10 protein-coding genes are annotated in these 12490 nt (G+C 49.8%); 8 read left to right on the top strand and 2 right to left on the bottom strand.

Annotated features, from left to right (window positions below; genetic code table 11):
- Window positions 1-18: 18 nt before the first annotated feature.
- A complete protein-coding gene (rplU, locus tag FTU54_RS08785) occupies window positions 19-330 on the bottom strand; it encodes a 50S ribosomal protein L21 (RefSeq protein ID WP_005176105.1) in 312 nt (103 codons plus the stop codon).
- Window positions 331-773: 443 nt separating this feature from the next.
- Here rplU and sdsA point away from each other — a divergent pair, with 443 nt between their 5' ends.
- The 8 genes from sdsA to FTU54_RS08825 all read left to right on the top strand — a co-directional run bounded on the left by sdsA (window position 774) and on the right by FTU54_RS08825 (window position 11631).
- Window positions 774-1751: an All-trans-nonaprenyl-diphosphate synthase gene (sdsA, locus tag FTU54_RS08790; protein WP_180054471.1), complete on the top strand. Its 978-nt coding sequence runs from the start codon at window positions 774-776 to the stop codon at window positions 1749-1751.
- 18 nt (window positions 1752-1769) lie between these two features.
- Window positions 1770-3821, top strand: coding sequence for a site-specific recombinase (locus tag FTU54_RS08795; protein WP_005176092.1), 2052 nt, complete (start codon window positions 1770-1772; stop codon window positions 3819-3821).
- 152 nt (window positions 3822-3973) lie between these two features.
- Window positions 3974-4588, top strand: coding sequence for a phosphatase PAP2 family protein (locus FTU54_RS08800; protein ID WP_045795816.1), 615 nt, complete (start codon window positions 3974-3976; stop codon window positions 4586-4588).
- 29 nt (window positions 4589-4617) lie between these two features.
- The gene (locus FTU54_RS08805; protein WP_005176086.1) at window positions 4618-5883 is read left to right on the top strand and encodes an efflux RND transporter periplasmic adaptor subunit; all 1266 of its coding nucleotides are present in this window, start codon (window positions 4618-4620) and stop codon (window positions 5881-5883) included.
- A 13-nt stretch (window positions 5884-5896) separates the two neighbouring features.
- Window positions 5897-9076 carry an efflux RND transporter permease subunit gene (locus tag FTU54_RS08810; protein ID WP_180062683.1) on the top strand — a complete coding sequence of 1060 codons (3180 nt, stop codon included), beginning with the start codon at window positions 5897-5899 and terminating at the stop codon, window positions 9074-9076.
- Complete coding sequence (gene adeK / locus FTU54_RS08815; RefSeq protein WP_005176082.1) at window positions 9076-10533, top strand: multidrug efflux RND transporter AdeIJK outer membrane channel subunit AdeK; 1458 nt, start codon at window positions 9076-9078, stop codon at window positions 10531-10533. The genes FTU54_RS08810 and adeK overlap by 1 nt, the downstream gene beginning before the upstream one ends.
- 303 nt (window positions 10534-10836) lie before the next feature.
- The gene (locus tag FTU54_RS08820; RefSeq protein ID WP_005176080.1) at window positions 10837-11193 is read left to right on the top strand and encodes a YbjQ family protein; all 357 of its coding nucleotides are present in this window, start codon (window positions 10837-10839) and stop codon (window positions 11191-11193) included.
- A 3-nt stretch (window positions 11194-11196) separates the two neighbouring features.
- The gene (locus tag FTU54_RS08825) at window positions 11197-11631 is read left to right on the top strand and encodes a YbjQ family protein (protein WP_005176078.1); all 435 of its coding nucleotides are present in this window, start codon (window positions 11197-11199) and stop codon (window positions 11629-11631) included.
- A gap of 47 nt (window positions 11632-11678) precedes the next feature.
- Here the strand turns inward: FTU54_RS08825 and FTU54_RS08830 are convergent, their stop codons facing one another.
- Window positions 11679-12482, bottom strand: coding sequence for an SDR family NAD(P)-dependent oxidoreductase (locus FTU54_RS08830; RefSeq protein ID WP_160241550.1), 804 nt, complete (start codon window positions 12480-12482; stop codon window positions 11679-11681).
- Between the last annotated feature and the right edge of the window lie 8 nt (window positions 12483-12490).

Consider the following 12490-nt stretch of genomic DNA (forward strand, 5'->3'; position numbering starts at 1 on the left):
TCTCATTACTCCTAGTGATTAGCCTGAAATACCAGTAATTTTCAACTCGGTGAACCATTGACGGTGACCTTGTTGCTTACGGTAGTGCTTACGACGACGCATTTTGATGATGCGGATTTTGTCGTGACGGCCATGGCCAACCACTTCTGCAGTTACTTTAGCGCCAGCTACAACTGGAGCACCGATTTGAATGCTATCACCGTTTACAAGCATTAATACGTCATCAAACGTAATAGTTGCGCCAGTTTCAGCTTTCAATAATTCAACTTTAAGGGTTTCACCCTCAACTACACGGTGCTGTTTACCACCGCTTTGGATTACTGCGTACATAATGTACTCCAAACATGCCCGTGTCGTCGTGCCGGTAAAGGGATATACCGATCTTAAAACGAACGCCACTGGGGTTATACAAGGGCAGAGATTTTAAGGGATAACGCTGCAAACAACAAGAGATTTAGCCAAAATATTGCATCAGCCGGCTGTTTATTTTATAAACATGCAACGAAAAGCAACAAAAATGGTCAAAACCCTACATTTTTCATTGATCTAATCAAATTGCTTGTTAGAATCGAAAACGCCAGCATGCTGATGCTATCACCGCTGCCTGTCACCGGGAGGCCATTAGCGCCAGCACGAACAGGAAAGCAGACCATTGCCTCGTACTTCATAACGACAACCACAATGGCCGCACCGCAGATTGCAGATTTCCTGTCCAGACGTTTTTCATTGTTACACTATCGTTGTTACTTGACACAATTGAGGTTCTCCTTCACATGACCATCGACTTTAAGCAAGATATTCTCGCGCCTGTTGCTTCCGATTTTGCCGCGATGGATCAGTTCATTAATGAAGGCATTACCTCAAAAGTCGCACTGGTTATGGCAGTCAGCAAGCATGTGGTGGAAGCCGGTGGCAAACGTATGCGTCCGATTATGTGTTTACTCGCAGCCAAAGCCTGCGGCGCAGAAGATCTGGAACAGGCACGCAGACTGGCGGCGATTATTGAAATGCTGCATACCGCAACCCTGGTGCATGATGATGTGGTCGATGAATCTGGCTTGCGTCGTGGCCGTCCAACCGCCAATGCCACCTGGAATAACCAGACCGCCGTATTGGTCGGTGACTTCCTGATTTCGCGCGCCTTTGACCTGCTGGTCGATTTAGACAACATGACCTTGCTAAAAGATTTCTCGACCGGCACCTGTGAAATTGCCGAAGGTGAAGTATTGCAATTGCAATCGCAGCATCAGCCGGACACCACCGAACAGACTTATTTAGATATTATTCACGGCAAAACCTCGCGCCTGTTTGAACTGGCCACCGAAGGTGCCGCCATTTTAACCAACAAGCCGGAATACCGTGAACCGTTACGTGTCTTTGCCGGCCATTTTGGTAATGCTTTCCAGATCATTGACGATATTCTGGATTACACCTCAGATGCCGAAACCCTGGGTAAAAATATCGGGGATGACCTGATGGAAGGTAAACCGACCTTGCCTTTAATTGCCGCCCTGAAAAATACCAGCGGTGCGCAACATGAAATTATCCGCCGCAGTATTGCCACCGGCGGAACCTCCGACTTGGCGCAGGTTATCGAGATTGTACAGACCTCTGGTGCACTGGATTATTGCCAGCAGCGTGCCACGGAAGAAACCGAAGCTGCAATTGCGGCCTTAAATGCCTTGCCAGATACAATCTATCGTCAGGCCCTGGTCAATCTGGCCAAGCTGGCCCTGCACCGAATTCAATAAATAGCTTCATCCTTGCCTATGCATATAAAATTTTATGACCTATTCCTGAACATGCAGGATCAGCTGGAAACCACGCCCGCTGATCTTGACGAGCAACTGCTCATTGAGCTGGTCAACCGTATTCGACCAGCCAACACCGAAAATAGCGAAGAAATACAAGAAAAGTTTCAGGCCTTTTTACATGCCCTGCTGATTACGCCCAATGCCGCCAATACCTTACAAAGTTTTGTGCTCTGCTTAATCAGCCAGTACAAACAGACCAGCCTGTATGCCGATACCGGCATCCTGTCTTTAGATGGTTTCTGGAGCCAGCTGTTTCAGCGCCTAGGGGCGCATTTTTTACCGCTGATTAATGATCAGAGCCAGCTGCAGGACTTGCTGCGCCGCATTTTCCATCAGCGCAGTGATAAATACTGGCTGGATGATATTGAAGATCAGCAGTGGCAGCAGCTGTTTCGCCTGCTGAATCAGGGCCATCGTAATCAGGATGATAAAAAACTGATTCGTCAGGAAATCATTAAAGCCATTACCGTTCTGTCCTATCGGGTCAGCGGAATTGGTTTATATCCGGAATTTATTAATGCCCATCCGGAACTGACCGAATACGAATCACCATTTTTAGTGCAGAACCGTGAAATCAACGATTTCATTGTGCAGTATAAAAACCTGCATCAAAGTGCCGACAAATTTGAAGCGGTAATTCCACCGGATGCCTCACAGGCGCTGGTGATGATTGACCAGTGCCGTAACGTCAGCCATAAAATTCGCCGGGCCACCAAACGGATTGGGGTCAGTGTCAGCCTGACCTATTTGCTGTCCTTACTGGAACAGTGTCTGGACCGGATTGAACTGCTGCTGAACCTGATTGTTGAAGAAGATGATGTGCGTTATAGCGCCATGGGCGAGCTACTGGTCGATATTACCACCGCGCTGTATAGCGAACGCAGTGTCCGCTCCCTGCTGGCTACCAACAGTGAATTGATGGCCTTGCAGGTGACTGAAAATGCCAGTAAAACCGGTGAACATTATGTAAGTACCGACAAGGCCGGCTTTCTGGAAATGTATAAATCGGCTGCCGGGGCCGGGGTGATTATTGCCACCATGGCCACCCTTAAGGTGCTGGCGGCACGTTTAACCTTGGCGCCGCTGATGCAGGCCTTTATTAACAGCATGAACTACTCGCTGGGCTTTATGCTGATTCATGTGCTGCACTTTACTGTGGCCACCAAACAGCCGGCGATGACCGCTGCCGCACTGGCTTCGACCGTACAGCATCGCAAAGGCTCGAAAATGGCGCAAATTGCCGAGCTGGCCGCGCTGATTATCAATATTATCCGGACCCAGTTTATTGCCATTCTGGGCAATATCTCGATTGCCATTCCGGTGGCCGCCCTAATTGCCTTTATGTGGGATGCGGCGTTGCATGAGCCTTTAATGAACCATGCCAAAGCCAGCAAAATGCTGCATGACCTGAATCCGTTTACCTCTCTGGCAATTCCACATGCAGCCATTGCCGGGGTATGTCTGTTTTTATCGGGCCTGATTGCCGGTTACTTCGATAATATGGCGGTGTACCGCAAAGTCGGGCCACGGCTACAGGCGCATGCCAAACTGAAAAAATGGATGAGTCAGGAACGGCTGGACCGTTTTGCCGCCTATATTGAACGGAACTTAGGCGCACTGGCCGGTAATTTCCTGTTCGGGATTATGCTCGGCAGTATGGGTACGATTGGCTATATTCTGGGTCTGCCTTTAGATATCCGGCATATTGCCTTTGCCTCGGCCAACTTTATTCAGGGCTTGATGAACGTCAACGGCAGTCCGGAAATAGGGCTGATTATTGTTTCTTTCCTGGGGGTACTGTTAATTGGCCTGACCAACTTATTTGTCAGCTTCACCCTCACCATTATTGTGGCCCTGCGCGCACGTCGGGTACGTTTTGAACAGTGGAAGCCATTGGCCAAACTGGTCATGACCCATTTCCTGACCCGGCCAAGTGACTTTTTCTGGCCTCCAAAGCAACCTGTTGAAGTTGAAGAACAATCTGGCCCCGCCAAGGGTCATCATTAAGGAATTTGTTAATTTATTTTGTCATGTGTTAAAAAGAATTGAAAAAGAAATTAGCATAATTTATACAGGCTTGAAATGAAGTGTACTGTCGAGTACACTTTAATCCATTACCGGACTGCGCTCGGATCAGCTAAACTAACCAGGATTTCGGCATGCCTAATTTTTTGCTTTATCTCGGTGGTTTGTTGTGTTTTTTCAGCGTGTTAATGCTTTATGTTCCAGCGCTCACTGCCCTTGATTCGGCAATTGTAGACTGGTTCAGCCAGCACCGTAACGAGATGTTGAATTCACTAATGACGGGGTTATCTGTCATTGGTGGCATGCCATTTGTATTATTTTTATCCAGTCTTTGGTGCCTGTATCTGGCCAGGCAGAAGGAATATGCAAATATCGTGCTGGTCAGCATTGGACTAATGGGGAGTTTTGCCACTGCCTGGATACTCAAGTATCTGATTGCAAGAGAGCGCCCGCCAGAAATGTATCATCTGGTCAATAGCTATGGTGCCTCATTTCCCAGCGCACACAGTTTTTATGCCGCAACGCTGGGCTGTCTTGCAATTTATGTGTCAATGCAACATCCCGCACATAAAGCCATTGTAATATGTACTGTTATGTGGATGTTGCTGATGGGAATTTCAAGAGTGTATCTTGGCGTACATTTTCCCTCAGATGTCCTGTCAGGCTGGAGCATAAGTTTTATCTGGATCACGCTGCTTTATCTGATCTTGATCAAGTACAGCCAGCGCAAACCAATGAATAATTTTTAGATAGATAAAAATCTAATTGAGGTGGAAGAATGATGTCTGCAAAGCTTTGGGCCCCTGCCCTCACTGCTTGCGCATTGGCCACAAGCATCGCGCTTGTGGGTTGTAGCAAAGATCCAAATGATGCGCAGCAAGCTGCAGCCCAGCAGCAAATGCCTCCAACAGAAGTTGGAGTGATTGTTGTACAGCCACAAAGTGTCGAGCAGTCTGTTGAACTTTCCGGCCGTACCACTGCCTTTGAAATTTCTGAAGTTCGCCCGCAAACCAGCGGTGTGGTGCAGAAACGTCTGTTTACCGAAGGTAGCTATGTACGTGAAGGTCAGGCCTTATATGAAATTGATTCACGGACCAACCGTGCATCAGTGGATAGCGCCCGTGCAGCATTGGCACGTCAGCAGGCCAATCTGAACGTCTTACGTGTCAAAGAAGGCCGTTATCGTCAATTGGTGGGCAGTAATGCCATTTCCAAACAGGAATATGATGACATTGTGGCGCAGGTGAAACTGGCTGAAGCAGATGTCGCGGCCACCCGTGCCGAACTGCGCAATGCAGAAATTAACCTGGGTTATTCAACCGTACGTGCACCAATTTCAGGTCAGACCAACCGTTCTACCGTGACTGCAGGTGCATTAGTGACTGCCAGCCAGCAGGAACCGTTAGTGACCATTCAGCGTCTGGACCCGATTTATGTGGATATCAACCAGTCAAGTGCTGAACTGCTACGTTTACGCCAGCAGCTGAGTAAAGGTGATTTAAACAGCAGTAACAACACCACAGTCAAGCTGAAACTGGAAGACGGCAGCTATTATCCGGTTGAAGGCCGTCTGGCATTCTCCGATGCCAGCGTTAATCCGGATACGGGTACCGTGACTTTACGTGCAGTATTCCCGAATCCAAACCATCTGTTATTGCCAGGCATGTTTGCCACTGCACAAATTGTGCAAGGGGTAATTCCAAATGCCGTGCTGATTCCGCAAGCTGCCATTACCCGCACCCCAACCGGTCAGGCCATGGCGATGCTGGTCAATGCCAAAGGCGTGGTTGAACCACGTCCAGTAACCACTGCCGGTATTCAGGGCAAAGACTGGATTGTGACTGAAGGTCTGCAAACCGGTGACAAAGTTATTGTAGAAGGCATTGCCAAAGTCAAGCCGGAACAGAAAGTGGTAGCCAAACCATATCAACCGCAAGCTGCCGCGCCACAAGGTGCCCAGCAACCTGCTGCATCAGATAAGGCAAAACAACCAGCAGATCAGGCGGATGCTCAGGCTGAACAAAAAGCTACTTCAAATACATAAGGGGTAGACTTCAATGGCTCAATTTTTTATTCATCGCCCGATTTTTGCATGGGTGATTGCACTGGTGATCATGTTGGCGGGTATTCTAACCCTATCCAATATGCCCATTGCCCAGTATCCGACCATTGCGCCGCCAACGGTCACCATTTCTGCGACTTATCCGGGTGCTTCGGCTGAAACAGTTGAAAACACAGTGACCCAGATTATTGAACAGCAGATGAATGGTCTCGATGGCTTGCGTTATATTTCATCGAACAGTGCCGGTAACGGTTCTGCATCTATTGCACTGAACTTTGAACAAGGCGTCGATCCTGACATCGCCCAGGTTCAGGTACAGAACAAATTACAGTCTGCTACTGCCCTGCTGCCGGAAGATGTCCAGCGTCAAGGGGTACGGGTCACTAAATCAGGCGCCAGCTTCCTGCAGGTTCTGGCCTTCTATTCGCCTGATGGCAGCATGTCGGCAAATGACATTAAAGACTATGTTAACTCCAATATTTCCGAACCCTTAAGCCGTGTGGCCGGGGTCGGTGAAGTGCAGGTGTTTGGTGGTTCCTATGCAATGCGCATCTGGCTGGACCCCGCCAAAATGGCCAGCCTGCAAGTTACACCAAGTGATATTGCCACTGCCATTCGTACCCAGAATGCCCAGGTCGCTGTCGGTCAGCTAGGTGGTGCACCAGCCGTAGAAGGTCAGGTGCTCAACGCAACCGTAACGGCACAAAGCCTGCTGCAAACCCCAGAACAGTTCAGCAATATCTTCCTGAAAAATACTGCTTCAGGTGCACAGGTGCGTCTGGGTGATGTGGCCCGTGTAGAACTCGGTGCAGACAACTATCAGTTTGATTCCAAATTCAACGGCAAACCTGCCGGTGGTGTTGCGATTAAACTGGCAACCGGTGCCAACGCGCTGGATACCGCCCAAGCCGTTGAAGAGCGCTTAAAGCTGTTACGTCCAAACTACCCGCAAGGGATGGTCGATCAGCTGGGCTTTGATACCACACCATTTATTGAATTGTCGATTAAGAGTGTTGTTAAAACCTTAATTGAAGCGATTATTCTGGTATTCCTGGTGATGTTCCTGTTCCTGCAGAACTGGCGCGCTACCATTATTCCAACCATGGCTGTACCGGTGGTGGTCTTGGGGACCTTTGCCGTCATCAACATGTTCGGCTTCTCGATTAACACCCTGACCATGTTTGCGATGGTTCTGGCGATTGGTCTGCTGGTCGATGACGCGATTGTCGTGGTGGAAAACGTGGAACGTGTCATGGTCGAAGAACATCTCGACCCTGTGGTAGCCACTGAAAAGTCAATGAAACAGATTTCTGGCGCGTTAATCGGGATTACCTCGGTGCTGTCTGCGGTATTCGTACCAATGGCATTCTTCGGTGGTACGACCGGGGTGATTTATCGTCAGTTCTCGGTGACCCTGGTCACGGCAATGGTACTGTCGCTGATTGTAGCCTTAACCTTTACCCCTGCCCTGTGTGCGACCATGCTGAAACAGCATGATCCGAACAAGCCAGAAAGCAACGGTCTGTTTGCGCGTTTCTTCCGCTGGTTTAACCGCAGCTTTGACAAGCTGTCGGTGAAATATCAGGGCGGTGTGAACCGTATGACCCACAGCAAGATTTTCTCCGGGATTATTTACGGTGCAGTGCTGGTTGTGATTGTGCTGTTATTCCAGAAACTGCCATCTTCATTCCTGCCGGATGAAGACCAAGGTGTGGTGATGACACTGGTGCAATTGCCACCAAATGCCAGTCTGGAACGGACTGACAAAGTTGTCAGCACCATGACCAACTACTTCCTGGAAAATGAGAAAGAGCATGTCGAGTCTGTGTTTAGTGTGGCCGGCTTCTCCTTCACCGGGGTTGGACAAAACGCAGGTCTGGCCTTCATTAAGCTGAAAGACTGGTCAGAACGTACTTCGCCAGAATCTCAGGTCGGTGCGATTATCCAGCGTGGTATGGCACTGAACATGATTGTTAAAGATGCTTCTTACATCATGCCACTGCAATTGCCTGCCATGCCTGAACTGGGCGTGAGTGCCGGCTTTAACCTGCAGCTGAAAGATGCCAGCGGTCAGGGTCATGAAAAACTGACCATGGCACGTAACATCATTTTAGGTGAAGCAGCCAAAGATCCACGTCTGGCCGGGGTTCGTCCAAATGGTCAGGAAGATACACCACAGTACCGCGTGATTGTGGACCATGCGCAGGCCGGTGCCTTGGGCGTGAGTATTGCTGAAATTAACAGCACCATGGGCATGGCCTGGGGTGGTTCGTACATCAATGACTTTATCGACCGCGGTCGTGTCAAGAAAGTCTATGTTCAGGGTGAAGCAAGCTCACGTATGATGCCGGAAGACCTCGATCAATGGTATGTACGTAATAACCGCGGCGAAATGGTACCATTCTCGGCCTTTGCAACCGGTGAATGGACTTATGGTTCACCACGTTTAGAGCGTTATAACGGCGTATCCTCCATGAACATTCAGGGTACACCAGCGCCTGGCGTCAGCTCGGGTGATGCGATGGTGGCCATGGAAGAAATTATTGCCAAGCTGCCAGACATGGGCTTGCAAGGTTTCGACTATGAATGGACCGGTCTGTCACTGGAAGAACGTGAATCGGGTGATCAGGCACCATTCCTGTATGCGCTGTCGCTATTAATCGTCTTCCTGTGTCTGGCAGCACTGTATGAAAGCTGGTCAATTCCGTTCTCGGTATTACTGGTCGTACCATTAGGTATTGTCGGTGCCCTGTTCCTGACCTTCAGCGGGATGGTGCTGTTCCAGAACCCGAACCTGTCGAATAACATCTACTTCCAGGTGGCGATTATTGCGGTGATTGGTCTATCTGCGAAAAACGCGATCCTGATTGTCGAATTCGCCAAAGAGTTGCAGGAAAAAGGTGAAGACCTGTTTGAAGCCACTTTACATGCGGCAAAAATGCGTTTACGTCCAATTATCATGACCACTTTAGCCTTCGGTTTTGGTGTACTGCCGCTGGCCCTGTCTTCAGGTGCAGGTGCAGGTAGCCAGCACTCGGTCGGTTATGGTGTTCTGGGCGGCGTAATCAGTTCGACCTTGTTGGGTATCTTCTTTATCCCGGTATTCTACGTGTGGATTCGAAGTATCTTTAAATACAAACCAAAACAACAAAATCATCAGGAGCATGTATCGTGATGCAAAACTTATGGTCTCTTACAGGCCGTGGTATTGCGGTTTCTGCCCTTGCGCTTGCTTTGACAGCCTGTCAGAGTATGCGCGGGCCAGAGCCGGTTGCTCAGGCGAATATTCCGAGCAGCTATAGCAATGCTTCCGGAAGCTCTGTTGCAGAACAGGGTTATAAAGATTTCTTTGCCGATCAGCGCCTGCTACAGGTGCTGGATCTGGCCTTGACCAATAACCGTGATTTACGTACTGCGGCGCTGAACATCCAGCGTGCCCAGCAACAGTACCAGATTACTGAAAATAACCAGTTACCGACCATTGGCGCCAGTGGCAGCGTGTTACGTCAGGACACCATGAGCAATCAGGGTCGTGGCCCAAGCACCTCCTATAACGTAGGTTTAGGGGTCACCGCCTATGAGCTGGATTTCTGGGGTCGGGTCCGTAGCCTGCGTGACAATGCACTGGATAATTTCCTGGCCACCCAGAGCGCCCGTGATGCCACGCAAATTGCCCTGATTGGTCAGGTATCTCAGGCCTGGCTCAGCTATTCCTTTGCCAATGCCAACCTGAAACTGGCCGAGCAAACTTTAAAGGCCCAGCTTGAATCGTATAACCTGAACAAAAAACGTTTTGACGTTGGCATCGACAGCGAACTACCGGTACGTCAGGCGCAAATTTCAGTCGAAACCGCGCGTAATGATGTAGCTAACTATAAGACTCAGGTGGCGCAGGCACAAAACCTGCTGAATCTGCTGGTGGGTCAACCGGTTCCGGCCAATCTGCTGCCGGCACAGCGCATTACCCGCATTACCTCCAATACGGCAATTGGTGCGGGCTTACCAAGTGATCTGCTGGTAAACCGTCCCGATGTCCGTGCAGCGGAATACCGTCTGTCTGCCGCAGGTGCCAATATTGCCGCAGCGCGTGCCCGTCTGTTCCCGACCATCAGCCTGACCGGTTCCGCCGGTTATGCCTCGGCCGATTTAAGTGACCTGTTCAAATCAGGCAACTTTGTCTGGTCAATTGGTCCAAGTCTGGATATTCCAATCTTTGACTGGGGCACACGTCAGGCCAATATCCGCATTTCAGAAACCGATCAGCAGATTGCGCTATCAGATTATGAAAAGTCGATTCAGACCGCTTTCCGTGAAGTGAATGATGCCTTGGCAGTGCGTGAAAATATTGGTGACCGGATTGCCGCACAGCGCCGTCTGGTGGAAGCCACCAATACCACCTATCGTCTGTCGGAAGCCCGTTTCCGTGCCGGCATTGACAGCTATCTAACCGTACTGGATGCACAGCGTGCCTCTTATGCGGCCGAGCAAGGGCTATTATTGCTGGAACAGGCCAATTTGAACAATCAGGTGGAACTGTATAAAACCTTAGGTGGCGGCCTGAAAGCTAACACTTCAGATCAAGTGACCCAGCAGCCGTCTGTGGCAGAACAACGCCGCGCTGCTCAGCAATAAGATTGTCTGAGTTGCAGCGTCAAGCAGCAGGGTGATTTCATCCTCATCGCTTGATGATCAAGCCAGTGAGCCCCGCGCTGACTGGCTTTTTCTTTGCCTGATGATGTGCCTGGATCATCCATGAGATCAAAGCAGTTCAATACAGTGATGATTAGAGCAAAGAAATCCTGTTTTGCTTGTAGTGACTCGCCAAAGGATTGGATGCACATCTGCCCGCATAAAACTACAAAAGAGATGTTTTTGATTGCATTTTGCCCGCAGTTTTTCTATCTTCATGATCAATCTATTGTTATTGGTCATCACATGTTACTGAGTAATTTGGAATCTGTACCCGGACACACCATTCGCCAGCAAATTGATGTGGTATATGGCAGTACGGTACGCAGCAAGCATGTCGGCCGTGACCTGCTGGCCGGACTGAAAAATATTGTCGGTGGTGAGCTGACAGCCTATACCGAACTGCTGGAAGAATCGCGTCAGGAAGCCATGAACCGGATGATCGACAAAGCGCGCAGCATGGGTGCCAATGCCATTGTCGGAATCCGTTTTTCTACTTCCAACATTGCCCAGGGTGCATCTGAACTGTTCGTTTATGGTACGGCGGTGATTGTCGATCCAATCATGCCAAAACTGCCTGATCCCTTCCCTGCACAGGACTAAGTCATGGATGGATTGCTCCTGCAGCTGCTGATTTTTGCGGTACTGTTTGCCGTTGGCTTTGGTTTTGGCCGCTATAACGAACGCAAGCATTTTCAATATCTGGCTGAACAGGAACAGCGACTGGCCTATATCCAGCTCGACAGCAGCCGCTTTAAAAGCACTGACCTACCCGGCCAACTGGTCAGCAGCAATGTGGTGATTTCACATGATTACTTTAAATATGCAATTGCCAATGTGCAGAATTTACTCGGTGGCCGCCTGACCAGTTATGAAAGTGTGGTGGAACGTGCGCGCCGCGAAGCAATTGTACGCTTAAAGCTGGAAGCCGAGAAAATGGGCGCCACCCAGATTTTAGGCCTGCGTTTAAGCACCACCGAACTGGGGATGCAAGGTGGGATGGTGGAAGTGTTTGCCTATGGGACGGCCATCAAGAAATAAGCTGATGGCCTGATCTGTCTTCATCTCGTCAAATGCTCTGGAACGTATTACTTCACCTTCATTTTACGGATCATTTTATACAGCGTACTTGGCGATAAACGCGACACCCAAACCCCCAGTTTTTCCTTGGCGCCACCAACCACAATATATTCCTCTCCCGCCAGCAAGGCACTGACCGTGGTCTGGGCAAACAGGTCCGGCTCCAGACCATTTTCAATCGCTTCATCCTGATGGCCCTGCGGTTTGCCTTCGCCATTTAAGGCATTAAAGGACACATTGGTTTTGACAAAGCCGGGGAAAATCACCGAAACCTCGACGCCATCTTGCGCCACTTCCGCACGCAAACTGTTGGCCCACATATGAATTGCGGCTTTGGCCGCCGAATAAGAGGCACGGTACTGGGTGCCGAGCAAACCGGCGACACTAGAGACAAAGGCAATCCGTCCCGATTTCTGGGCAATAAAGGTCGGTAACACGGTTTTGGTCAGGAACACCTGCGAGAAATAATCGACTTCCATAATGGCACGTTCTGTCTGCATGGTGGTGTCCTGAATCAGCGCGCGCTGGCTAAGACCGGCATTGTTAATCAGCCAGTCTATCCGGCCTTTGGCCGCTAACACCTGCGCATAAGCATGCCGTACCTGTGATTCATCGGTAATATCGGCACAAACTGACACATGGCGTTCCGGGTTCAGTAAAGTCACGCGCACCTTTTCCAGCTCTTCATAACGGCGTGCGGTCAGAATGACGTCGGCACCTTGCAAGGCACATTCTTTGGCCAAGGCTTTGCCCAATCCGGAAGATGCCCCGGTAATCCACACCACTTTTCCTGTTAAATCCTGCTTGGCCATGAATCTGT

The organism is Acinetobacter sp. YH12116, from assembly GCF_013418895.1.
In the GTDB taxonomy this organism is placed as follows: Bacteria; Pseudomonadota; Gammaproteobacteria; order Pseudomonadales; family Moraxellaceae; genus Acinetobacter; species Acinetobacter indicus.

Excerpts from the sequence above, each read along its gene's own strand:
- adeK (WP_005176082.1), top strand. The coding sequence starts at position 9,076 with ATGCAAAACTTATGGTCTCTTACAGGCCGTGGTATTGCGGTTTCTGCC.
- FTU54_RS08800 (WP_045795816.1), top strand. The coding sequence starts at position 3,974 with ATGCCTAATTTTTTGCTTTATCTCGGTGGTTTGTTGTGTTTTTTCAGC.
- FTU54_RS08820 (WP_005176080.1), top strand. The coding sequence starts at position 10,837 with ATGTTACTGAGTAATTTGGAATCTGTACCCGGACACACCATTCGCCAG.
- sdsA (WP_180054471.1), top strand. The coding sequence starts at position 774 with ATGACCATCGACTTTAAGCAAGATATTCTCGCGCCTGTTGCTTCCGAT.
- FTU54_RS08825 (WP_005176078.1), top strand. The coding sequence starts at position 11,197 with ATGGATGGATTGCTCCTGCAGCTGCTGATTTTTGCGGTACTGTTTGCC.
- FTU54_RS08805 (WP_005176086.1), top strand. The coding sequence starts at position 4,618 with ATGATGTCTGCAAAGCTTTGGGCCCCTGCCCTCACTGCTTGCGCATTG.
- rplU (WP_005176105.1), bottom strand. The coding sequence starts at position 330 with ATGTACGCAGTAATCCAAAGCGGTGGTAAACAGCACCGTGTAGTTGAG.
- FTU54_RS08830 (WP_160241550.1), bottom strand. The coding sequence starts at position 12,482 with ATGGCCAAGCAGGATTTAACAGGAAAAGTGGTGTGGATTACCGGGGCA.
- FTU54_RS08795 (WP_005176092.1), top strand. The coding sequence starts at position 1,770 with ATGCATATAAAATTTTATGACCTATTCCTGAACATGCAGGATCAGCTG.
- FTU54_RS08810 (WP_180062683.1), top strand. The coding sequence starts at position 5,897 with ATGGCTCAATTTTTTATTCATCGCCCGATTTTTGCATGGGTGATTGCA.